This is a genomic window from Flammeovirga sp. OC4 (genome assembly GCF_000812565.1).
Lineage (GTDB): Bacteria > Bacteroidota > Bacteroidia > Cytophagales > Flammeovirgaceae > Flammeovirga.
On sequence record NZ_JTAM01000005.1, the window covers coordinates 123,410 to 148,079 of the forward strand.

General features: G+C 34.4%; 22 protein-coding genes. 6 read left to right on the top strand and 16 right to left on the bottom strand.

Going from position 1 to position 24,670, the window contains the following annotated elements; translation table 11 throughout:
- Nucleotides 1-637: 637 nt before the first annotated feature.
- Entirely contained in the window at nt 638-1,609 is a 972-nt protein-coding gene (locus tag PL77_RS05805) for a C40 family peptidase (protein WP_172665806.1), read from the bottom strand.
- 302 nt (nt 1,610-1,911) lie between these two features.
- Here PL77_RS05805 and PL77_RS05810 point away from each other — a divergent pair, with 302 nt between their 5' ends.
- Nucleotides 1,912-4,440, top strand: a complete 2,529-nt coding sequence (locus PL77_RS05810) for a LysM peptidoglycan-binding domain-containing protein (protein ID WP_172665807.1) — start codon at nt 1,912-1,914, stop codon at nt 4,438-4,440.
- An 88-nt stretch (nt 4,441-4,528) separates the two neighbouring features.
- On the opposite strand, the gene PL77_RS05815 is transcribed toward PL77_RS05810, so the two are convergent.
- The 3 genes from PL77_RS05815 to PL77_RS05825 form a co-directional block, all read right to left on the bottom strand.
- A complete protein-coding gene (locus PL77_RS05815; protein ID WP_044202716.1) occupies nt 4,529-4,780 on the bottom strand; it encodes an acyl-CoA-binding protein in 252 nt (83 codons plus the stop codon).
- A 125-nt stretch (nt 4,781-4,905) separates the two neighbouring features.
- Nucleotides 4,906-5,298, bottom strand: coding sequence for a DUF2147 domain-containing protein (locus PL77_RS05820; RefSeq protein ID WP_044202719.1), 393 nt, complete (start codon nt 5,296-5,298; stop codon nt 4,906-4,908).
- 193 nt (nt 5,299-5,491) lie between these two features.
- Nucleotides 5,492-7,177 (bottom strand): caspase family protein, encoded by a 1,686-nt coding sequence (locus PL77_RS05825; RefSeq protein WP_044202722.1) that lies wholly within the window; start codon nt 7,175-7,177, stop codon nt 5,492-5,494.
- 90 nt (nt 7,178-7,267) lie between these two features.
- On the opposite strand from PL77_RS05825, the gene PL77_RS05830 reads away from it, so the two are divergent.
- Together PL77_RS05830 and PL77_RS05835 are read left to right on the top strand one after the other, a co-directional pair.
- Nucleotides 7,268-7,996: a VC0807 family protein gene (locus PL77_RS05830; protein WP_044202725.1), complete on the top strand. Its 729-nt coding sequence runs from the start codon at nt 7,268-7,270 to the stop codon at nt 7,994-7,996.
- Between the two features lie 2 nt (nt 7,997-7,998).
- The gene (locus PL77_RS05835) at nt 7,999-8,958 is read left to right on the top strand and encodes an L-threonylcarbamoyladenylate synthase (protein ID WP_044202727.1); all 960 of its coding nucleotides are present in this window, start codon (nt 7,999-8,001) and stop codon (nt 8,956-8,958) included.
- Here PL77_RS05835 and PL77_RS05840 read toward each other — a convergent pair.
- From PL77_RS05840 to PL77_RS05860, 5 genes are all read right to left on the bottom strand, one after another.
- Nucleotides 8,950-10,803, bottom strand: a complete 1,854-nt coding sequence (locus PL77_RS05840) for a HAMP domain-containing sensor histidine kinase (protein WP_044202730.1) — start codon at nt 10,801-10,803, stop codon at nt 8,950-8,952. The two genes, PL77_RS05835 and PL77_RS05840, sit on opposite strands and share 9 nt — an antisense overlap.
- A 146-nt stretch (nt 10,804-10,949) precedes the next feature.
- Nucleotides 10,950-13,175 carry a PP2C family protein-serine/threonine phosphatase gene (locus PL77_RS05845; RefSeq protein ID WP_044202733.1) on the bottom strand — a complete coding sequence of 742 codons (2,226 nt, stop codon included), beginning with the start codon at nt 13,173-13,175 and terminating at the stop codon, nt 10,950-10,952.
- A gap of 174 nt (nt 13,176-13,349) precedes the next feature.
- Nucleotides 13,350-14,036, bottom strand: coding sequence for a hypothetical protein (locus PL77_RS05850; protein ID WP_156152262.1), 687 nt, complete (start codon nt 14,034-14,036; stop codon nt 13,350-13,352).
- A 70-nt stretch (nt 14,037-14,106) separates the two neighbouring features.
- Entirely contained in the window at nt 14,107-15,300 is a 1,194-nt protein-coding gene (locus PL77_RS05855; protein ID WP_044202736.1) for a DUF1501 domain-containing protein, read from the bottom strand.
- Nucleotides 15,301-15,311: 11 nt separating this feature from the next.
- Nucleotides 15,312-16,697 (bottom strand): DUF1800 family protein, encoded by a 1,386-nt coding sequence (locus tag PL77_RS05860; RefSeq protein WP_044202738.1) that lies wholly within the window; start codon nt 16,695-16,697, stop codon nt 15,312-15,314.
- 212 nt (nt 16,698-16,909) lie between these two features.
- Between PL77_RS05860 and PL77_RS05865 the strand changes: the two genes are divergently transcribed.
- Nucleotides 16,910-17,173, top strand: coding sequence for a hypothetical protein (locus PL77_RS05865; protein WP_044202741.1), 264 nt, complete (start codon nt 16,910-16,912; stop codon nt 17,171-17,173).
- A gap of 159 nt (nt 17,174-17,332) precedes the next feature.
- A complete protein-coding gene (locus tag PL77_RS05870) occupies nt 17,333-18,493 on the top strand; it encodes a sigma-54 dependent transcriptional regulator (RefSeq protein WP_044202743.1) in 1,161 nt (386 codons plus the stop codon).
- A gap of 60 nt (nt 18,494-18,553) precedes the next feature.
- Here the strand turns inward: PL77_RS05870 and PL77_RS05875 are convergent, their stop codons facing one another.
- The 7 genes from PL77_RS05875 to PL77_RS05905 form a co-directional block, all read right to left on the bottom strand.
- Nucleotides 18,554-18,967: a molybdenum cofactor biosynthesis protein MoaE gene (locus PL77_RS05875; RefSeq protein WP_052444203.1), complete on the bottom strand. Its 414-nt coding sequence runs from the start codon at nt 18,965-18,967 to the stop codon at nt 18,554-18,556.
- Between the two features lie 29 nt (nt 18,968-18,996).
- Nucleotides 18,997-19,236 carry a MoaD/ThiS family protein gene (locus PL77_RS05880; RefSeq protein ID WP_044202745.1) on the bottom strand — a complete coding sequence of 80 codons (240 nt, stop codon included), beginning with the start codon at nt 19,234-19,236 and terminating at the stop codon, nt 18,997-18,999.
- Nucleotides 19,237-19,327: 91 nt separating this feature from the next.
- Nucleotides 19,328-19,939: an NADH:ubiquinone reductase (Na(+)-transporting) subunit E gene (gene nqrE / locus PL77_RS05885; protein WP_044202746.1), complete on the bottom strand. Its 612-nt coding sequence runs from the start codon at nt 19,937-19,939 to the stop codon at nt 19,328-19,330.
- A gap of 29 nt (nt 19,940-19,968) precedes the next feature.
- Nucleotides 19,969-20,616 (bottom strand): NADH:ubiquinone reductase (Na(+)-transporting) subunit D, encoded by a 648-nt coding sequence (locus tag PL77_RS05890; RefSeq protein WP_044202747.1) that lies wholly within the window; start codon nt 20,614-20,616, stop codon nt 19,969-19,971.
- Nucleotides 20,617-20,659: 43 nt separating this feature from the next.
- Nucleotides 20,660-21,391, bottom strand: a complete 732-nt coding sequence (gene nqrC, locus PL77_RS05895) for an NADH:ubiquinone reductase (Na(+)-transporting) subunit C (protein WP_044202749.1) — start codon at nt 21,389-21,391, stop codon at nt 20,660-20,662.
- Nucleotides 21,378-22,577, bottom strand: coding sequence for an NADH:ubiquinone reductase (Na(+)-transporting) subunit B (locus tag PL77_RS05900; RefSeq protein WP_044202751.1), 1,200 nt, complete (start codon nt 22,575-22,577; stop codon nt 21,378-21,380). Before PL77_RS05900 ends, nqrC begins: the two co-directional genes overlap by 14 nt.
- Before the next feature lie 41 nt (nt 22,578-22,618).
- Nucleotides 22,619-23,965 carry a Na(+)-translocating NADH-quinone reductase subunit A gene (locus PL77_RS05905; RefSeq protein ID WP_371199164.1) on the bottom strand — a complete coding sequence of 449 codons (1,347 nt, stop codon included), beginning with the start codon at nt 23,963-23,965 and terminating at the stop codon, nt 22,619-22,621.
- A gap of 252 nt (nt 23,966-24,217) precedes the next feature.
- On the opposite strand from PL77_RS05905, the gene PL77_RS05910 reads away from it, so the two are divergent.
- Nucleotides 24,218-24,604: a hypothetical protein gene (locus PL77_RS05910; RefSeq protein ID WP_156152263.1), complete on the top strand. Its 387-nt coding sequence runs from the start codon at nt 24,218-24,220 to the stop codon at nt 24,602-24,604.
- The last annotated feature ends 66 nt before the right edge of the window (nt 24,605-24,670 follow it).

A 24,670-nucleotide genomic window follows, 5' to 3' on the forward strand; every position in this document is an offset into this window, starting at 1 on the left:
TTTAAAAATTTATATTATTCATTTATAAAATGCAATTTATTGGAATATTTAAATATTTATCTTGAAATAATTATACTAAAACAGGGTAAATCAACCTCCCAAAAACACTTTTTGACATGATTAAGGCTATCGAAAAACATAGATTTGAAAATATTTACAACCTTTTTTCAACCACTCCGTTCATTAAACCACAACACATCAATTAACAGTTATTATCACTAGAGATTTCACACTGATTAGCACCTAGAATAACTGATTTTATAAATCCCAACCCATTTACAAGAAATTTACATCGGATAGACAGATGTCTAATGGTGACTCATTTTTTACCCCAATTTTACTATTATCTTATTATTGTATACTATCACTTTTACTGCTTGCAATGGGAGGGTGTAAAACACACCTTCTCCATTGCCTAAAAGAAGATTTTACGACCTATTAATCAATTAATTTGTATTAGTATTACAAATAAAAATTTAATACTCTTATTTTTTCGTTACTTGATAATACTTTAATTATTGATTGGTTAGATCTTATGATATTATTTTCGTAAGCACTTTGAATGAGGGTTAGTCCTCAAAAGAAAACACACAGTAATTTTATTAAAAGCTCATCATTAAATGATGGGCTTTTATTTTTATTTCAATAATCGTTCTTGCTCTAAAGTTAAAAGTCTTTTGATGAAATAAGGTCTCGATTCCCAATACCCATCTGTTAAAGGAGCTACAATAACACCTGTACTTGTACCACAATGTATCATTTTTACTTGATCCTTTTCAATTTTATAAATCATCCCTAAATGAGATATCGAAGCATAATCATTAGAATCATTTGAACCGAAGCAAACAATGTCACCTTCCTGTACATTTTCTAAGGTGATTGTTTTACCCAGCATTGCGATTCTCTTAGTATTGTGTGGAAATTCAACTCCAAATTGCTTATAGACATATAATACAAATCCTGAGCAGTCAAATCCTTCATAAGGATTTTCTTTCGCATATTTATAAGGAACTCCTATATAGTCATCCGCTTTTTTTGCTATTAAGTAAGGCGGAATATTAATATTCTCTGCCTTGAAAAAGGTCTCATAACCACCTTCTTTGTAAGTAAACGAAAAAGGTGAAAACAATTCTTTATCCTCTTTTACCGATACTATTTTTACTGCAGTAGCAGTTTCATCAATCTCCAAAACAAAAACATTTTCACTGAGCTGATTAATCTCTCCCAAACGTACATCATTCTGATCTTCTAATGCTTTTTTTCCGAATTCTGTTAGAAATAAGGTGAGTTTATTTTCTAAAGTAGCTAACGGTTTATCTGAGGAAGATTTCAGTTTCTCATACCTCACATAATGTTCTACTGATCGTTTTAAATATTTCCATTGGGTGTCAGAAAATTTTGGAAAAGCTTGTGCCTTAAACCAGCATGCCCAACTCATATATTTAGACGGATAGGCTTCATTATAGAGTTTTTGATGCGCTTTCATCCCCTGCTTCATCACTTTATCATACTTCCCTTTGTTTAAAAGTTTTTGGAGTTTTTTGTCGCTTTGGGCGTGAGAAGTTAAAACGAAACCTAATAAAAAATAAAAAATGAAAATGTATTTCATAATTACCGTATTAAACTGTTCCATTTTCTACCGAATCAAAATTATGTTGATTAAATTGAGTAAAAAATGGATATTATAAGTGTTTGTTTAAACAATGTATGAATTTTTAATGGAAGAATAATACTTATGTAAGTTTTTTAATCAGGGCTTATTGGAAACATAATTTTTAATATCTTGATTATTGGCTAAAATTCAATAAAAAAACTTAAGTATAAGATTTCTAAAACATTACATTACATCTTATAGTATCAATGTGCCTTATCAAGCATAAGCAAAAAAATACGCCAAAACATATTGTTTTTATGAAATATACTGTAGTTGCAGGAGATACTTTATATGGTATTTCAAGAAAGAATAATATATCAACCCAAGAAATATTAGCTTTAAATGGATGGTCAAGTGCACCTCCTTTACAAATTGGTCAAGAAATTATTGTAGCCAAAACGAGTAGTAATACACCTCCTTCTACAAATTCAAGTACAACAAATACAAGTACCTACACTGTAGTAAAAGGAGATTCATTGTATGCTATTGGAAGAAAAAATGGCGTAACTCCTTCTGAAATTTTGGCTCTTAATGGATTGAGCCCTTCAGACGGTCTATATATTGGACAAGTATTGAAGATCCCATCAAAAGATAGTTCTAATACAAGTAGTAGTACTATTACTCCTACCCCAACGACATCTACTACAGGTAGTCAATCTAATCAAAAAACGCATACGGTTTCAGCAGGGGAATCACTGTACGCTATTTCAAGAAAATATAGTACAACACCTCAAGCTATTTTAGAGGAAAACGGATTAGGTAATAATGCTCCTATTTATATTGGGCAAACACTAAAAATACCTAGTGCTACCCCAAAGCCTGCACCTGCTACATCTACCACCACTGTAAAAAGTACTTCAACTCCGCAAGATAAAATTGTATACACTGTACAACAAGGTGATACATTATATCAGATTTCTAGAAAAGTAGGACTAAGTCCTCAGCAAATATTGGCATTAAACGGGCTAGATGGGAGCACCCCTATTTATATTGGGCAGGAATTAAAAGTAAAAGGTGTTCCGAAAGTAGCTCCAGAAGTGACAACTCCTACTCCAAATGAAAGTAGTAAAACACATACCGTTCAAAGAGGTGAATCATTATATGCCATTGGGCGAAAATATGGATGTAGCCCTGCAGAAATTCTAGCGGCTAATAATATGGCTATTGATGCAACAATTTATATTGGCCAACCCTTAAAAATACCGGCTAAATCTACAGCTAAACCTGTTAGTCCGATAACACCCCCACCCCCGGTTCGTCCTACACCAACTCCCCCTGCCCCAACCAACAACTTTAGGGTTTATACTGTTCAATCCGGTGATTACATTTCTAAAATTGCCAAGAAGTTCAATATTACTCCCCAAGCTTTAGTGGCGGCAAATAAACTACCTCAAGGTAGAATTTATGTTGGACAACAATTGATGATCCCATCTTCTTCAACACAAACGCCTTCTCAAGGTTCAAATAACATCAAAAACCAACAAGGGCGTAGTATTTACCAACTGAGTAAAGTGGATGGAAAAGGCGTGTTCACGAGTGGTTTAAGAGGACCTATTGGTAGTAACTACAGGATGTCACCAGATGATGTTCAGAAAGTTCAGCAACGTTTGGTACAATTAGGCAGTTTGTCAAGTATTCATAACGAAAATGCTCATGCTATCGCTCAAAGGTCTGGAGGTGTAGTACCTGGCAATGGTATTCCAAAAACGCTTGCAGCTATCAAAAATCTGCAAAATAAATATCGATTGAATTGGTGGGTAGAATCTCCAACAAGGGCTCAAATGATGGGGACCAATGTATTTAAATATGGTGAAATTCAACCGAACGATATTACGTTTAAATTCTTAAGAGAGTTTACGAAATTCAGATTACAATTCCCTCATCCGATTACAGGAAATACAGAAGTAGCTGAATTTACCAATTTTGTAAGAAGTGGGTATAATCAGTATTATGATGGAGTGGGTTATGTCGGTAAATCATTGCCTTCAAATGTACCTTTAAAAGTTTATACCGATGTGGGCCTTTCTACGACTTTAGCACAAGCGATGCAAGTTGTTTCAAGTCATGAAGGTAACTTTGATGCGATCAACAGTTATGATAAAGCCTTTTTCTCTTATGGTTTTATTCAATTTGCTGGAGGAGGAAGAGGTTTAGCTCCTGTTATTGCCCGAATGAAGGTAAGTCAACCTGCACTTTTTAAATCCATTTTCCAAGCAGCAGGTATTGATGTGACTTATACTACTAGGAACAACGATATTCATCAAGGAGAATTAATTATTCAATTTCCTAACCGTGGTACTCTAAAAGGAATTGAGGCTGAAAAAGCACTTCGTGGTGACCATCAGCTTTATGGACCGTTTATCAGAGCGGCTTTCCACCCGGATTTGATCAAAGCACAAATTGAGCAATCAGTCAAAGCTTATGCTAAACCTGCTCTGGGTATCAAACTCAATATTCAAACGAGTGGTTTTAGATCAAGTACAGTACCATTGACCGATTTTATCAATTCTGCAATGGGATTGGGATTTGCAATTGACATGACCGTAAATAAATGGATTGTAAAAACTGGACAAATGTTCTCCGACGCCATCAATTCAATAGCACGAAAAAGAGGTTATGTTTCTTATGAACAATTGGCATTGATTGATGAAAGAGAGGTCATCCAAGAAATAGTAAATAAAGAAGGTCCAGCAGATAAGAGAGTTGCTGACCGTGGAAATAGCATGATGAAATCTGGATTAAGCTTTGCCAAAAGTCCTTCAAAAGGTAGCGGTATGATTGCTTAATTGTTGATTTTTCTTTCATAACAAAAAAAGTGAAGTTTTAAGGCTTCACTTTTTTTTGTTACTTATCTTTTAGTTAAACATTAAAAGCTTAACCTTCCAATTGATTAACCAATGTGATGTATTTCGATTCAGCGTCTTCTGCTGAAGTTCCTTCAATTTTTTTCCATGCATCCCATTTCGCATTTCCTTTAAAATCGAAACCTCCAGGTCTTTCTGTATTCACATCTCCTTCTGTTGCCTGCTTAAAAAAAGCATACAACTTCAATAGATCATCATTTGATGGTCTTTCTGATAATTGATTGACTCTTACTTGCGCGTCTTTAAAAGCATCTGATGCCATAGTGTATAAAGTGTTGTTTATGTTGATAAAATGAAAATATTAGAAGATCAATAGATCTATTATTAGAACAAAATAAATCTGATTAATGCACCTGATTTCTTCAAATCATCGGTTTATATAAAAAATTAATCGTTGACTCTTGTCCAAAGTTCTGTTCTACCAAAAAGTTTGATACCAACATAACCTCTCATTTTTAATACGTTTGGCCCGGTACTCTGAATACTTCCACTATACGTTTTTCCCGAATCTGGATCATAAACAGACCCATTTTCCCACGTTCCATTGCCTTTGTATTCAAAATCAATTAAGATATACATATCTTCTAATAATCGTTCTCTCAAAGAAGAATCTGGGTTTAGCTTATCAATTCTTGGACCTCCATCTTCTTCCTTATCTCTTTCCATCCAAACAATTCTACCTTGTGCTTTTCCGTTGTCATCTACTTCAATAGCAACATGTGCATCTTTAAGGCCAGTTAACCAAACGCCTTCAATAAAATTTTGTTGAGAATCAGTCATAAGTTAAGTTTTAATTAGTGTATTAAAAGAGTGATTATTCATTTTTAAATGTAATAAAAAAAAAGAACCGATACTAAATGAATTTAAATTTTCATTCAGATCGGTTCTTTTTTAGTTTTCTTTGTTCAAGAATTTATACTCAAAGTGATGTTTTATAAAAGTCAACAATGGAATGTTACTTCCATACACTTGATTATTTTCTGATAAAGATAAATCCACCTCCTTCATCGCCAGTTTGATTGATTACACCAAACTGAGGCACATTTTCACTGTTGTTCATCACTGCAACTCTAAAGCTATCAAATAATGATCTTGCACTGATAAATTTTTCCTGATTGCTGACCAAACGTTTCTGTAAATATTTCACAAATACACTTTCATCAGGTACTTCCTTTAATGTACCCGATGTCATTGCTTTTCTTGATGGCAGTTCCTCTAAAGCTTTAACTGATTTATCAGCTCCATCAAAAGCTGCTCTAGTTTTGAAGATAGAACCGGAGAAACAAGCATCAGAAATTAATAATACGTGCTTTGCTTTAAAAGAAGCGACATATTCTTTTATTGTCGAATTTCTCACCCAATTGGCAGTGCTTTTTGCTTTTGCATCTGAAGGCAACCAATACCCTGCCTTACGTCTTTGATCCCAATGTCCATGTCCTGCATAAAAAATCAAGATATGATCGTTCTCTGAAGACTCCTCCATCATGGCATCAAATGTTTCAATAAGGTTTTCCCTTGTAGGGCTAAGTAATAGTTTCACATCCTCTTTTCCGAATGAGTAATATGTCGTCAAAATTTCTTGTAAAGAAGAAGCATCTTTTTCAGGATTATCCAAACTGGCAATTTTACCATCATTGTAAGTATTGATACCTATGATAATTGCTTTGTATTTAGGTTCTGGTACGTAATCTTTAATATCAAAACCTAAGTCAGAAAACGAAGATACAGTAGAAGGCTTCTTAGCAGGTGAAGCTTCTTTTTTCTCAGATTGATCACTTTGTGTTGAAGTATCTGTATTTCTACTCAAAGCAACTTCCTTCTTCACTTCCGTAGTAGTCTCTATTACTTTATTTAAAGGAATTTCCATCAACTTCCCTTCTTTAGAAAAATACGCTTTCTGACTCACTCCATCAATACAAGGAGGGTGATTCAATTTACTTTGGTTGATAGACAAAACTGGTTCAGGGTCTGACCAAGTACCGTCATCATTTTTTCTAGCCATCATTACATCATAATCAAAACTCTCATCACTAATCTTTGAAGTGAACATTAAAGTTTTGCTATCAGGAAGTATTTTTGGTTCTTTCTCACTATACAAATTCACTCCTTCCGGTAACTTTACAGGCTCTCCCCATTTTCCATCACGGTCCAATTCAGAATAGTAAATAGCATATTTCAAATCCATGGGATCAGAAACATCATCCAAACGAGAAAAATAAAGTCCTTTTCCATCCTTTGTTAAGGATGGGTACATTTCATAACCGCTTGTATTTACTTTTCCTTCAATTTTCTCAGGTTTTCCCAGTCGGCGTCCCCATCTCTTCATACGATAAATATCACTACCTGATGTTTCTCCTTTAGCTGAAAAGTAAATCCAACGTCCATCATAACTGATCATCGGGCCAGTTGGATAAGGTAGATCTTTTGGAAGCATTAAAGTAGTTGGAGGCATAAACTTACCATCAATCTTATTGGACAAATGAAAGGTAAAACCTTCTTTGCTTTCTCGTGCAAAAAGGAGCACCTTCCCATCTGAAGTTATACTTGGAAAACGCTCATCTCCTTCCAAATCAAAAGATGGAGGAAATTCTGATTGAGCTTGAATACCTATTGAACTAAAAAATAGGATGAAAAAAAATAAAATTTGACGTCTATTCACAATGCGTATTTTCAATGGTTTTTTTATTCTGTATCTTTGTGAGATTTTATTACAATATAAAGAAGTGAACAAACTTCATACCTCAAAAAAATGCAATTAGAAAAAAAACAAAAGAAAAAGGAATCCCCCGTAGTAAGTTTATTACTGAATATCGTTATTCCTTCATTTGTGATGAGCAAATTGAGTGACCCTGAATACTTAGGCGATTTATACTCAGTCCTTATTGCCATCGCTTTTCCTCTTGTATATGGTATTTATGACTTTATCGTTCGTAAAGATATTAGTATCATAGCTGTGTTAGGTTTAATCAATGTGGCCCTAACGGGAGGAATTAAATTGCTGCATTTACCAGCTGACTATATTGCAATTAAAGAGGCAATGATTCCAGGTGTTATCGGTGTGATCGTTTTCATCTCTACTTTTACAAAGTACCCTTTGGTGGAGAAGTTACTTTACAATGAAAACTTCTTGGATGTCAAAAAAATTGAAACCCAATTAAAGTTTAGAAATACTCGTGAGCTTTTCGAAAAGCGTTTAAAAAATACTTCTTTCATGTTGGCGGGATCGTTCTTTTTATCATCTGCATTGAACTATATTTTAGCAAAAGTGATTGTAAAAAGTGATTCCGATACTGTTGAGTTTACAAAAGAACTTGGACAAATGACAGCATGGAGCTGGGTAGTCATTGCTATTCCTTCTACCATTGTGATGATGGGCGCATTGATGTACCTTATCAAAGGGGTGAAAGAATATACTGGATTTGAAATGCAGGAGGTTCTTGTAGGGTTTGAAGAAGTTGAAAAAGAGAAAGAAAAATAAAAATGGCTTTAATTGATCATTCCATAGAGAAGGCAAAAGAGGTATTAGACAGTGGTCAACTTATTGGGTTGCCTACGGAAACGGTGTATGGACTTGCAGGAAATGCGTTAGATCAGAAGGCGGCTTCTATGATTTTTGAAGCAAAAGAACGTCCTAGTTTTGATCCACTCATTGTACATAGTAATTCATTAGAACGTCTAAAACCTTATATTTCAGAATTGCCTCCCCAAGCTGAAAAACTAGCAGCAGCTTTTTGGCCTGGCTCTTTGACAATGGTTTTACCGAAGTCCGATCAAATTCACGATCTTATTACAAGTGGATTGGATACTGTAGCCGTTCGTGTTCCTAATCATGAACTTACTTTGTCGCTTCTTGCGTCATTAGATTTTCCTGTTGCTGCACCAAGTGCCAACAAGTTTGGGTATATTAGTCCCACTACTGCACAACATGTGCAAGATGGTTTGGGAGATTTGATTCCTTATATTTTAGATGGAGGCGCTTGTAATGTAGGTGTAGAGTCTACCATCGTTGGTTTTCCAAATGGTGAACCGACAATTTACAGAAAAGGTGGTATTCCGGTTGAAGAAATAGAAAAGGTGATTGGACCTGTAAAAGTCAATGCACAATCCTCTTCTCAACCTAAAGCACCAGGAATGCTCCACAGACACTATGCTCCAAATGCTACTCTTTTATTAGGTGACATCAAAACACTATTAAAAGAGCATGATGGAAAAGATGTTGTCACGCTTTCTTTAAAAACAAAGTTTGATGAACTTCCAGAAGAAAAACAATTTGTGCTTTCAGAGGATGGTGATTTGAAAGAAGCTGCACAAAACTTATTTAAGTATTTAAGAGAAATCGATCAACTCGGTCCTCAATATATTCTTGGCGAATGGATGCCAGAAGAAAGTTTGGGTAGAGCGATCAATGATAGAATCAAAAGAGCAGCATCCTTAGGATAGCTGCTCTTGCTTTATAGTTGTATTTTCTTCTTCGGCTATTAGATCAAATAAAACGGTACACCTTGTTCCTACTCCCTCTTGTGAATCGATAAAGAGTTTCGCATTATTCCTTTTTACAAAATCTTGTACTAGAATCATTCCTAATCCCACTCCCTTTTCTCTTGCAGTTCCTTTCTTAGAAAACTGTACCATTGGATCAATCAGTTTTTTCAACTCTACTCCAGACATTCCAATCCCATTATCAGTGATCGTCACCTCTAACTTCCCTCCACGTTCCATGACCGAAATACTAATAATTCCTTTTCCATTTGCAGATGTAAATTTCAATGCATTGGAAAGTAGATTTCTAATTACACAATCAATGCTGTTTTTATCAACTTCAACATAAAAATCCCCATCTACCTCAGAAAGCAGCTTAATGTTTTTCTCAATAGCATTAGGCTGTAATAAACTAACATTTCTATTGATGATTTGTGTAATATTGAACTTCTGTATATCAAACTTTATAGCATCAGAAGCAGACCTAGACCACGAAAGTAAATTTTCCATCAAAGCCATCATGTTTTTCATAGAGTTCAACATGTCTTTGGAAAGACTTTGAATCTCATCAGGAGAAAAGGCATTAGACCTTTCCATTAATAACTTTAAGAAACCAATCTGAGTATTGATAGGCCCTTTCAAGTCATGAGAAATAATGGAGAAGAATTGATCTTTCACTCTATTGCTCTCCATTAATTTTTTCTTGGAACTTTTTAATTTTCGATTTCCCTGTTCCAGTTCTGCAAACTGGTTTTGGATCATCTCATACATTTCCTGAAACGAATCAGCCAATGCTGCAACTTCTCTAGTTGGTTTGTTTAATTCTTTAAAGTCAACATCATCTCCCTTCGCCACATAACCATTTTCAATAATTCTTCTCGTCTTATCCTGTAATACAGTAATTGGCATTGAAACGCGTGAAGCGGTATAATATCCAATGATAACTGTAAATAAAACAGCGGCTAAAGACACCAGTAAATAAGAAAGTTTGACTTTCCACATTAAAGAGATAAATCGGCGAGATACTTCTGTCCCTAAAGAATCAAATTCTGATTCTATATAGGAAGCCGTACTATTTAACTTTCCTTTTAGACCTTCATTATTGCTTTTCCCTAACTTGTAATAGATCAATACAATCTCATTATAGGCCGAGAGGTAATCATCTACGGCCTCTATCAGAAACTTATTTTTGGAAGGGTACATTTCAAGTTCTTGCTGTAACTGCCCGGCAGACTTATTGATCTCTAAAACAAAAGATGTCTTTGGGTCCAATAAGTATTTCATTCCATTCAGTTGCATTTGATCGAACAACCTCATGTGTTCTATGTTATTAAGCTGACTTAAGATGGTAGCATTCTGATACATTTTACCGTACAAACCGGTTGTATCAGAGCCTAAATCTTTTTTGGCCTGCATTAGATTAACTACTTGATCATTATATCGATCAATTAAGCTATCAATAAACATCAAATGCGGTTCTAATTCCCAATCTTTTATTTGTTCATGATTAAGCAACTTATCAATACTTACCGATACAAGATGTACTCTATTACTCCTTTTATTAATAAAATCATTTAATGATGATTCATTGTAATAGTTTGAAGAAAGGTCGTTTGAAATATCAGTAGCATCTCTTTTTATCAAATCCAAAACACTAACCTCCAAGTGCATTAACCATGCTTTCACTTGATCGAGTTCTTCACTTCTATGAATATATTTATAAGTAATAAATGATATGCAGCTAAATAATACTGAAAAGGAGATAAACACAGTAAGAATTCGGCCTCTTAAACTTCCATTATTCATAATCTTAAGTTAGTCTACTTTATTCCAAGATAATTAATATTCTTACCATTACCAATTTCAAGGCTTTGCAAAAGAAAATAGAAGATATAGATCATGTTTGGAGATTACCAATTGATCTATACCTTCTATTTATCAGTCGGGAAAATTTAAATTAGTTTGATCCCTAAAATTGAAGCGTCATCATTTTGTGGATGATCGCCCTTCCATTCTATAAATGTCTTTTCTATATATTCTTTCTGAATGTTTAATTCCTCAGCATGAACATCAATCAATAACTCTTTGAGTCTTTTCTGAGTAAATGAAGCTTGTTCGCTGTTATTTTGATGAATTACTCCATCTGAGAACAAGTAAAGCTCAACATTCTTGACTCTGTTTAATGGAATATAATGTGTATTTGCTATAAATTGACTTTCTGAAGAGCTAGCATTATTCGTCAACTCATCCCCGATTAATTCTTCAAAGTTCTCATCACGAATTACAAATACAGATTGATTCAACCCAGAGAATTCTACCATTTGTTTTTGTCGATCCCAAACACAAACCGAAAGCTTTAAACCATCATTGAAGATAAGGTCTTCTGATTTTGTAAGCTCAAACAAGCTTTTATTGATTGCTTCAAGAATTCGACTCGCAGAAGCCAAACGCTTTACATTTACTACTTCATTGATGATTGAAGTAATGACCATTCTACTCAATGCAGCTTGTATACTGTTCTTACCGGTATCTCCTAAGAAAAAGAAAACTCTACTATCTCTTTCATAAGTACAGATAAAATCACCTGAAATTTCTTCTTTTGCCTTATGAATATGGAAATGATTTTCAAGCGACAAATGATAAAGACTGCTATCGTACATTCCTAACTTCAAAATCTTCTTTACCGCTTTATAGTGAGTATCTATTTCTAGTTCTAAATCTTTTATCTGATGTGTCAACTTTTGATTATCAGAAATTAAGTTCTTTTCTCTTGAAGAAAGAGTTTCATTTTTCTTATGCTGTTGACTCACTATATCAGAGCTTTCCGAAAGCTTCTTTTCCATTTCTCTTTGCAACTTATGCAATCTTTTCACTTCACTTCCAATAACATCCATTTTTTGAAGCATATCATTAGAAATCCCCTTCTCTGAAAAATTCATATAATTAAACGTCAAAGGCTGGTCTGCTAAATCATCTAAAGCATTTTTTAGGGCATAAATAGGTCTTGCTAATTTTCTACCGCCGTAAATTACACCCAACAAAAAGAAGACTCCAATCACTAACAATAAAGCATTTAGGTAAAATCTTACCTTATACCATTGTGCAAAGGCTTCATCTTTTCCCCATTCAACTACTACTCTCCAATCAATGCCCTCACTTTTCAACCAATGTGTCATAAATATTGCATTCATACCATTGACAGAAACACCTTCGGATAAACTTATAATATTGTTATTACTCGCTGTTGTAATATCTTCAGCTACTTGTAATAGACCAATAATTGAATTGCTTTTCTTTGCCTTTCCCAATTCGCTTTCAGCAACCCCTTGTTGTGAAAGCCTTAAAAGTACTTCGCTAGGGTTTTGATTAAATGACCTAATAGAAGTTCTTAATTTACCGTCTTTGCCAATAAGGTAAATATCTACGGTTTCTGATGCTTCAACATTACTTAATTGGGCGTTAAGGTTCCATTGATTTGCATCATAAACATAAAGTAGAAAATGCTCTTTTGAACCTGTATTAGGAATCTTTGATAGTAAAAACACTCTTTTACCTACATTCAAATAAGTTACTAAATCAATCCATTGATAGTTTTTGTTATCCAACAGCTTGATATGACTGTTTAAATTCAACGCTTCTAAACCTGCTCCATTCGTAGGTTTACCTATCAATTCTTTTCTGTTAGATGACGCAATAATTCTCTCCTTATTCAATAAAATAACCTCTTCTACAGCAGCGATTTTTTGAAAATGATGCAGTTGTTTTACCAATTCGGTAAGATTCTTTTTCTTTTGTTCTGAAGCTTTATTCAGCTCATACTGAATGATCGATTGTAATGAATCGTTATTTGATTGTTTATAGAATGAAGATGATTTGATTTTTTCCCATTCTTTTTTTGATCGCTTTTTATCAGAATAATCCGAAAAACGTTGTTCTATTTCATCAATATTATCAGTAGGTAGTGTCTCAGAAAGTAAATACGCTGTTTTCACTTCACTACTGATTGTTTTCTCAAGGTAATCAGCTATAGCAAGCGTTACATCTTCCAACCTCTCCTCTACGGCTTTATTTTCAAAACGAGTTAAAATACTATTTACAACAACAACTAATACAAAAAGGGCTAGAACTACTATTGTAAAAAAATAAGAAAATATACTTGATTGTATCTTTCTAAACATAGGATCTTATTATTCTGTTAATTCTTTTTTTTATAAAAGTAGTCAATTCTATGGCACAATTAAACTTATTAGGGGGATAAAAGTTTATTGTGTTGCATTATTCAAAAATTCACACAAAAAAAGGTGGCTTTCAATTGTCATGAAAACCACCTCTTCATTTTATCTTTTAAATGATTATTTCTCTTCGATTTCAATCATTTTAATTTTGATTTCATTGTTGCCTTCTTGCATCTTAAACTCATCATCAGAATTTCTTTCGATCACTTGCTTTAAAGTTTCTCCATTTTCAAGTGTAACATCTGCTTCTATATACGTCTTATCGTCATCAATAGAAACATTCATCGAATTAATATTTTTCACCTTTCTGTTGTGTTCGTCTGCAACTGCTTTTTCTATCTCAGATTTAAAAAGTTGATCATGTTTTTCCTCCGCCGTTTCACCCGTTTTTTTTATTTTAATGACCTTGTTACGTGATGAATCAGATTGCGTTATATTGATATCAACTTCCTCTTCAATATTCAAGTTGAAATCTAAGGTTACTTCCTTGGTAAAGCTCTTAACAATTTTCTCCATTTCTTTATTAGAAAGTGTCACTGTTCTGACTTCTGTTTTTCCAGACTCAAGCTTTACTTTTCCTTCTAGAAGAATACCGTCTGCATCACTATTGATTTTAATCTCATCAACAGATACAACGTCATTGCCAAATCGTTTTTTAACATCCGGCACAAAAGTGGATTCATTGAATTCAATTGCTGTTGATAAATCTTTCTCAACATTCACTTTTGTGACATCATCACAACCAAAAATGGAAAGAAATACCAAGACTAAAAGCGATATGTAATATTGTTTTTTGAAATTCATATTTTGAATCATAGCTGTTAGCAAATGTTTTACAAATAACTAATATTTTCATAAATGAACAATAAATCACTTAAACCAACCTCAAAGTATTAATCTTTTTTGACAAAATTTCCGAACTACTAACATTCAACCAATTATCCAAAAGGTCTGCATAAATGCTTCTAAAATCAACAGAATAAATTAGATCACCTTGATGCAAATTAGATAGGTCAGGATTTTCATTTACAATCCCTTTTGATTTCAAATTTTTGCCAATTAAAAATACATTATTAGCGGCTCCATGATCAGTTCCTTGTGAAGCATTTTGAGCCACTCGTCTTCCAAATTCTGAAAAAGTCATGATAATTGTATCATCGAAATTCCCACTTTTTTCAAGTTCTTTTACAAAAGCTGCTACTGAATCAGAGTAATCTCTGAGAAGTCGATTTTGGGAATTTTTTTGATTAACATGTGTATCAAAACCTCCTATTGTGGCATAAAAGACTTTCGTATGAATTCCTGATTTAATGAGTTCAGAAATACTCTTTAAGCTTTTTCCTAAATAAGAATTTGGAAAATGTACATCCGACTTATAGATCCTGCTTTTTTCATAGATATATTCAGCAGACTGACTTGCTTCAGCAAGCGTTTTATAGAGGTAACCTTTATTATTTTCATCCAAAGTCTCTTTGCTTGCCGCCCCCTTTGCTAGTTTATCAAATTGGTCTACTTTTAGACTATTATAAAAAGTATAAGGTTGATCTACTGCCACTCCTTTCATATTCGCCCCTTTTAATGCTAATGAAAGTGTATTGTCGTACTCAATTACTGCATCAACACTTTTACAGTAAGAGTCTAAATATCTACCAAGCCAACCCGTTTGTATATACTCATTACTATCAGAAGCTGTATGCCAGATATCCATACTTCTAAAATGAGAACGATTGGGATTAGGATAACCCACATTATTGATTACTGACACATACCCTTTATCATATAGTTCAGCAATACCTTTCATGTTCCCATTTATCCCTAAATCATTGTCCAATTTAAAAACTTCAGATTCTTTAAAAGATAAAGTTGGTCTTGCTTTATGGTATAAATCATCCAAGTAAGGTACAATAGTATTTAAGCCATCATTTCCTCCAGAAAACTGAATGATCACTACTCTTTTCCCTTCGAATGGATCCGTGTTCTTCCCAAGAGTTTGTTGTAAAAAAAGTGGAGTAAACATGGTTCCTGCCGTTAAAAACGAGGCATTTTTGATAAAATCTCTTCTTTTCATAGTCGTAATAATTAACAAAGTTGATATTCAGGTAAGGACAGAATTTGTATCATTTGATCTTTAAAATCTGTCAATTGATTTTCTGAGAGGTACTTTTGCCCTTCTTCAGAAAGTTCTCCTCTAATCATTAATTCGACTAAAGAGCATTTTTTATCTGTATAATGGAGTTTTTCAATATTTCTCCAATCAATATCACATTGGAACTTTCGATACTGTTTCGTTCTTCTTTTATTTTCCATTGGGTCTTTGTCATAATCTTCTTTGTAAGCCAATGGTATCTGACCATTATTCAAAAGTACCGAAGGTAACCTTAGGCGTTGTGCTAATCTGGAAGCATCAATCCAACTCTTATCTCCAGGCCACCCCGCAACGTTAGGAGGATTATAAAGTACCTGATCTAAGTTACGCTGAATGATCATCCATGATTTCTGATTTTTAGGAGTCAAATCAAATTGTTTCTTCAAAGTGACCATTAACTCAATAGGACTCTTGATTTTGACTCCTATATTTTTGTCTTGATAAAACCATGAAGAATTGAAGATGTAAGCCATCGTTTTTCCAATATCATAGTCATAAGAATACATTCTTTCAGCTACTTCTCTTACTCGCTTCTCATCCGGAACCGGATTAACGAAGTATCTGTATATCTTAGATGAGATAAAATAGGCACACTCTTTTTTCTCTAAAATGAAGTCAATCACCTCTTCGCCATTGAAATTACCGGTTTTACCAAAAACTGTTTTTTCTCCTTTATCATGCCTTTTTGCCAAAACAACAAACTCAAGCTTTTGATTAGAAAACCAACCTGTAAAACATCGGGCTATTTCTTTAACATCTTCTTCTGTATAGCCATTATCTCTCCCTAAAGTGAATAGCTCACACAATTCTCTTGCAAAATCCTCATTTGGACTCTTCTTCTTGTTTTGTTTCAAATGAAGATAATCAATCATTGCTCTTGACTTTGAAACCTCTAGTAATAAAGATTTGAAATCACCCAAGCCTTTTAGTCGTAAAGCATCGGTATATTGAAGTGCGATGTATGGGTCTTGAATTCTACATGCAAAATGACCATGCCAGAACAAAGCCATCTTTTCGGCCAAATCACATTCACCTGACTGCATTTGATCAATCCAGTCAAGCAACACTTCTTGAGTATATTCTCTACTCATTTTTCTAGATTCTTGCCTGTCTTCTTTAGACATCATTTTCATTGTAGAATAAGCAGGCATTACCTCTTCTATAGGAGGAATATCTATCTCTAAAGGTTTTAATTCTGATAGATCCAAAAGAGGTGATACAATATCTTTTTTTTGGAGTAGTTCGTCAGCTCTTTTACGGTTTATTCCAAAACCAGCTCTGGAATATAGGTGCAATAGCTTTTTATAAGATTTATTCATAAGATAGTGATTATAAGTAGTTAATTCGTATTAACCCATTCAATTCAAAATAGACCTAATGGTTTAAAGTGTGCTTTTATTGTCTCTACAAGCTACTAAATAATTAAGTTAAAAGTTATTTTTTTTCATATTTTAAACTTCAGTCAGTCATAGATAATGTATATTTGAAATCTGAATAAATTAGAAGTTATTTTTTATTAATTCGAATAGAAATGAGAAGAAATTTCAATGCTTACGGTGCAGATTTAGTATCCTTAAAAGAAGATCTCGAAAAACAATGTCTACATTTTCAAAAGAATATCTCTTCTCAAAGTCTTGAAGTTGCTATTTTATCTCCTAATGGAAAAAAAGAGCTACAATTAATGGAATCGGCTAAACTAATGGAAGTCCTTACAAAACACTTTGAAGAATCTGAAATGGATTTTGAATTTGGAAGTTGTGAGGGTAACGAATATTGTGTTGATGTAAACTGGTAAAAAAGTACTAATACACACATCAAACTATTAATTTTAAGTCACTATTTTAATATTAGGCCATACCAAAGTCTAAGAAAAATAGGATTCCAAAAGTTAAAACACAATTTATATTTGCCCTGAAATTTAAGAGCATATATTTTTTATTTAAGTAAAACTATCATGGGAAAAAAAATTCTAATCATAGATGACGAACAGAGTATTCGTTATACCCTAAGAGAAATATTAGAATTCGAAAACTACGATATTGACGAAGCTAAGGATGGAGAAGAAGCTCTTGAAAAATTAGTCGTTAATAACTATGACGTTGCTTTATGTGATGTAAAAATGCCTAAAAAAGATGGTATTGAAGTACTTCAAAAGGCAATGGAAATGGGGAAAGCTCCTCAATTCATTATGATTTCTGCACATGCAAATATTGATATTGCTGTAGACGCTACAAAAAAAGGTGCCTTTGATTTTATTTCTAAGCCACCAGATTTAAATAGACTTTTATTAGCGATTAGAAATGCCTTAGACAAGTCATCTTTAGTTCAACAAACTAAAGTATTGAAAAAGCAAGTTGCTAAGAAGTACGATATTATTGGAGAATCTGAAGCGGTGGTTCACATGAAAGAAACTATCGAAAAAGTTGCTCCAACGGAAGCAAGAGTTTTAGTAACAGGACCAAATGGTGCTGGTAAAGAATTAGTCGCAAGATGGATTCACGGTAAAAGCCCTCGTTCGAAACAATCTCTTGTAGAAGTAAACTGTGCTGCGATTCCTTCGGAATTAATTGAAAGTGAATTATTTGGTCATGAAAAAGGGTCATTTACTTCGGCACACAAACAACGTATCGGTAAATTTGAACAAGCCAACGAAGGTACTCTTTTCTTGGATGAGATCGGTGATATGAGTCTTTCTGCTCAAGCAAAGGTGCTTAGAGCTTTGCAAGAAAATAGAATCACTAGAGTGGGTGGTGATAAAGAAATCAAAGTCAATGTGAGAGTTGTTGCTGCAACAAACAAAGACTTAAAAGCCATGATCAAGTCAGGTGATTTCAGAGAAGACCTTTACCACCGTTTGAGTGTTATCGTTATTAAAGTTCCTTCTTTAGCGGATAGAAAAGGTGACATTCCTTTATTAATTCAGAAGTTCTTAAAAGATATTGCTGGAGAATATGGAAAACCTCAAACGAAGATTACTGAGGAAGCCTTGGAGAAAATGAAAGAACCTGAGTGGACTGGTAATATTAGAGAACTTAGAAACGTTGTTGAAAGACTTACGATCATGAGTCCTAATGAGATTACAAAAGAAGATGTAGAACGCTACGCTTTCTTATAATCCCACTTTTATATAAAAATAAAATCCTCAATTCTTTTATACTTAGAATTGAGGATTTTTTTATGGGTGAGAAAAAACCCAATGAGAACCATCTTCAAAATATTCTCTTTTCCAAATAGGAACAGTTTCTTTTAAAGTATCAATCGCATACTCGCAGGCTTCAAAACTGGCTTTTCGGTGTGGAGTAGAAACGGCAATCACTACCGCAATCTCCCCTACTTCACAATCACCTACAGCATGAACAATACTTACTTTATCTGCTTTAAACTTCTCTTTTACTGTATCCGCTATTTTCTGTAATTCAGATACTGCCATTGTTTCATAAGCTTCAAAAAATAACTTAGTCACTTTCTTTCCTACTAAATTATCTCTTACAGTACCAATAAATACATCTATTGCACCGCAATAGTCTGATTTTACACTATCTATAATTGAAGCAGTGTTTATCTCTTTTGTCTCTTGTAAGGCAATCATAATTAGATCTTAAGGTCATTCAAAAAAAATCATCCTCCACTCATAGGAGGTATAAGAGCAACTTCATCTCTGTCAGAAATTACTTCTGTACCATTTGCATGCTCTCCATTCACTGCTAAAGCAATAGACCTCAGCTTACTTAATTCAGGGTACTTTTCTTTTAGAATACCTAAAAGTGATTCGGAAGTCAAATCCGTTTGATCTATTGAAAAATCAAGCGTTGAACTTCCTATAATATCCTTAGTGATACCAAATAGCAATATTTTCATAATTCGAAAGTGCTAATATTTACCTAATTTTCAAAGCATAAAAAAAGGCATACTCCGAAGAATATGCCTTTTGGTGATATTTCTATATATCTTATAAAGCAATACCCATGAATGACATAAATGCCAATCCCATCAAACCAGTGATGATGAAAGTGATACCTAATCCTCTTAAAGGAGCTGGTACATTTGAATATTTCATCTTCTCACGGATAGCTGCTAACGCGATGATCGCGATTAACCAACCGATACCTGATGAGAAACCATAAACACCTGCTTCAACGATAGAGTACTCTCTTGGCACCATAAAGAATGCTGCACCTAAGATTGAACAGTTTACTGCAATCAAAGGAAGGAAAATACCCAATGAACCATAAAGTGATGGTGAGAATTTCTCAATAATCATTTCCACCAACTGTACTGTAGATGCTACAACAGCGATGAAAAGAATATATGTTAAGAAGTCTAAGCTTACGCCCGCATATTGCTCGCCTAACCAAGTTAATGCTCCTTCTTTTAAGATATAGTTATATACTAACCAGTTTAGTGGTACAGTAATCGTCAATACGAACGTTACCGCTAAACCAAGACCTAATGCTGTGTCGACTTTCTTAGATACGGCCAAATAAGAACACATTCCTAAGAAGTAGGCGAACACCATGTTGTCGATAAAGATCGACTTAATTGCAAGATTTAATAAATCCATTTTGTGATCGTTTTTTTAAGATGAATGTTCTAAGCCTCTTCTACGTAACCGTTTCTTGCACGTTGTACCCAGATGATTATACCAATGATGATGAATGCACCTACTGGAGATGTCATTAAACCATTGTTTACATAAGCTTCTGGTAAAACGCGGATATCAAATAAAGTACCTGATCCGAATAACTCTCTAAAGAAAGCTACAACCAAGATTACCCATGCGTATCCGAATGAAGAACCAAGACCATCAAGAATTGAATCGTAAGGCTTGTTGGCCATTGCGAATGCTTCAAGACGTCCCATTACAATACAGTTTGTAATGATTAGACCTACATATACACCTACTACTTTTGATACATCATAAAGGTAAGCTTTCAATACTTGGTCTACAATAATTACAAGTGATGCTACAATACCCAACTGCACGATGATACGGATACGTTGAGGAATTGCATTACGTAAAAGCGATACGATTAAGTTAGAGAAGATAATTACGAATGTTACCGCAATTGACATTACCAATGTTGGCTCTAACTTTGAAGTTACCGCTAAGGCAGAACAGATACCCAATACTTGTACAGTTACTGGGTTATCATCGTCCAAAGGATCAGTCACGATTGCTTTTCTTCTCTTCGAGAATAAAGCTTCTGACTTTTTTGCTGCTACAGTTTCTGTGCTCATTTTTTTCGTTTTTTGTTATATTCAATAGTGAACAAATTGCGAACTACTGGGCCATTGAAACCGCAGAAGCACCTTTTTCCAAGAATGGTTTATATTGATTCAAGTATCTATCAACCATTTCATTAAGACCAATTGCAGTAAGAGTTGCACCAGATAAACCGTCTACCTCATAATCAGGTAAACCTGTTTTACCTTCACCTTTTACCATGAAAGTAGGCTTTAACTCACCATTAACAAAGATCTTTTTACCAATATATCGGTCTTGTACCTCTTTATCACCAATTCTAGCTCCTAAACCAGGAGTTTCACCTTTGTGAGAGAATACCACACCTTTTACAGTGTTCATGTCAGACTCTAAGGCAAAGTAACCCCAGATGTCATTCCAAAGACCATAACCATACATAGGTAAGATATAACTTTCTACACTACTACCATCTTTACTCATGAATTTGTAAATAGGTAAAATTGCAGGTTGGTTTTTCTTTAATTTTTTCCACTCTTTAGAAATATCTAATTTCTCAAGAACAGCAGCGTCAATTGCTTGACCATCGATACCAACAACTTGGATACGACTATCATATACTTTAGCAATTTCTGACTTTGGAGATTCGCTCATTTCTGGAAGTACTGAAAGCATAATCTGCTTTTTAGTATCCAAAGCTACTTCTTCCTTTTGTCTCTCATTAAGAGAAACTGCAGTAAACGACAAGATACCACCTAGGATAACTGTCATTGCTACCGCAAAACCGATGACATAACCGTTAGACTGTTGCACGTTTTAATCTTCGTTTTTTGTTTGCATTTACTACATAATGGTCGATCAATGGAGCTAATACGTTCATAAGAAGAATAGCTAACATGATTCCCTCAGGATACGCTGGGTTTAACACACGGATAATTACCGTCATTACACCAATTAACGCACCGTAAATCCACTTACCTGAGTTTGTTTGCGAAGCAGAAACTGGGTCTGTCGCCATAAACACAATACCGAAAGCGAAACCACCAATAATTAAGTGGTAGTAAGCTGGCATTTGTAAGTAAGTAGCACCTTCTGGAGCAAGAACGTTTAATAAAACACCCATTGCTAATGCACCTAAGATACCAGAAATGATGATTCTGTAATCAGCTACTTTTGTCCAGATTAATACTAAAGCACCAATCAAACACATTAAAGCAGAAGTTTCACCAATTGAACCTGGGATCGTACCGATAAATAAGCTCATTGGATCTGAAGCCCAGTGAGCTGTTTTACCAACAAAGTCTGCAACAGCAACACCTTGGTTTTGAGCCTCAACAGCTAAACCTAAGAATGTAGCACCAGTGAAACCATCTACAGTAGATGTTCCTTCACCAAGGTATGTCCAAACTTTATCACCTGAAATCGCTGCTGGATAAGCGAAGTATAAGAATGCACGAGCAGTTAATGCTACGTTCAAAATATTCATACCTACACCACCGAATACCTCTTTAGCTACTAATACAGCAAAAGCTGAAGCCAAACCAACTTGCCATAATGGAATAGTTGCTGGTAATACTAATGGAATAAGGATACCTGTTACTAAGAAACCCTCTGTGATAGGGTGATTTCTAAATACGGCGAAAGCGGCCTCTACAGTACCACCCGCTGCATAAGAAACGATGATAATTGGTAACGATAATTGTAAACCAATTAAGAATTGCTCTCCAACTGATGCAGCTTCACCAGTTGCAATGTGGTGTTGGTAACCTACGTTCCATAAACCGAAAATGATAGCAGGAAGAAGTGCGATAACTACAGTCATCATCACACGCTTTAAATCTACTGCATCACGTACCTGAACACCTTTCGCTTTAGTCACATCCGGAGGAGTGAACATAAACGTTTCACCTGCTTCGAAAACATAGTAAAGCTTCTCCAGCTTACCACCTTTTTCGAACATAGGCTTTTGTTTTTCTATGAGATCGTGAATGAATTTCATGTCTTATAAGATATTAAACTAATTTTTAATAGTACACCAAATTAATCCAAACGCATTGTATCTAAACCTTGACGTACAATCTTTTGAATATCGTGCTTAGAAACGTCAATGAATTCACAAAGAGCTAAATCCTCTTCTGCTACTTCATAGATTCCTAATGCCTCCATATTCTCATAATCATAAGCAAGGATAGCTTTTAACAAGTACATTGGATAAATATCCATAGGTACTACTTTTTCGAAGCTACCTGTTACAGCAAATGGTCTGTCTTGACCGTTTGTGTTAGTATCAAGTGCATACTTCTTAGAAGTGCTACCTAATAAACCGAACGCTTTGTGGAAGCTTAAACGGCTTGTGATTGGTGCTAACCACCCATCTGATAAGAAGAAACGTGCTTTGTTTCCTTCCTCAAGGGCAGTAACCATGTTAGAATAATAACCCAAGAACCCGTTTTTACCAACAGCATAACCTGTTAAAACGTTTCCTGAAACTACACGAACATTATCACCTTTGATTTTCGCTGCTGAGATTGTCTCTAAGTTTACACCTGCATATGTTTCAACATACTCTGGCTTATCTACTTTAGGACCAGCTACTGCAATGATTCTTTTGGCATCATATTTACCTTCTTTGAAAAGTTTACCTACTTGAGCTAAACCTTCTGGAGAAATAGTCCAAACTACATCATTAGCACTTGTAACAGGTGCAGTGTGGTGAATTTGTACACCTACGTTACCTGCTGGGTGAGGACCTGAGAATTTGTTTTTCTCAACGCCTGCAAGACCATCAAACAATGCAGAAGATTTTGAACCACTTAATCCAAGGTACACCTTAGGAGCAAACTTTTTCAATACATCAATACCTGCTTGAATAAAGCTTTCTTGACCTTTTAAAGTAAACTCATAATTTGGTGCCAAAGGATGGCTATCAAATGCAGAAACAAATAAAGCTCTCGGTGTATCTGAAGGATTAGCAACAATAGCATATGGACGACGCACTAATTGCGGCCACACCCCACTTTCAAGAAGAATAGCTTGTGCTTCTTCTTTGCTAACCTGATCGATAGGTTTCACTGGGAACTCTTTGTATTCAACTTGCGCGTCAGCTTTCACTACGACTGCAAGTAACTTACGGCGTTCTCCACGTTGGATTTCAACGATTTCGCCGCTTACAGGTGATGTATATTTAACTTCTTCTAATTTCCCATCTATCAAGATTGGGTCACCTGCCTTTACTTTCTCGCCTACTTTAACCACAGCCTTAGGACGAATCATCCCAGGGAAGTCCTCTGGTTTAATGGCAAATGTTGTGGGTGTATCAATATTCTTAGCGATGCTTTCTGCAGCCTCGCCTACTAGTTTGATATCAAACCCTTTTTTTAATTTCACGTTATTAGACATCGGATATTATCGAGTGACAGAGTAAACGCTCCTATATTTTTATGTGCAAACTTAATAAATTCATATCTGCTTTGAAACTTAATTGGCTAGTGATTTTCGTCAAATTTTCAAAAAATCCTGAATAACAATGAATATCTTTTTAGGAATTAACAAATTATTTAAAATGACTATTATATCATATATTGTATATTGAAACGTTATAAAACAAAAACAAAGTTCGAACAACAATTTTTTAATACCGTGAATAATACCGAAATTTCCGCAATTTGGGAACAAATCAGTCACAGAAAAGACGTTGCAAAGGTCTCTAACTTACACTTTATCAAGGTCGTAAGTAAACAATTAAAGAACCCACATCTTATCACTTGGGATTTTTATAACAAAGAAGTTCTAATTTCAGAAGTAGCCTATATTAATACAGTTGATGATGATCCTATTGATCTAAAAGACTACAAATACTTATGGGTAAAGGAAGAAAACCCCAATGAGCAAGCCTTATTTAGAATCTTACTAAATAACGATGGACAAACGATAAATCTGAAAACTTTATTCCATCCATCACACAAAAACAGCAATCTGACTGTAAAATACTTAGGCTTGATCGAAGAAGAAGTTATAACGGAATAAAAGAAGAGCTATCAATATTTCATTAAAAAGCTATTAGAGTGATATTTTTAGTTTAATATCAATCAT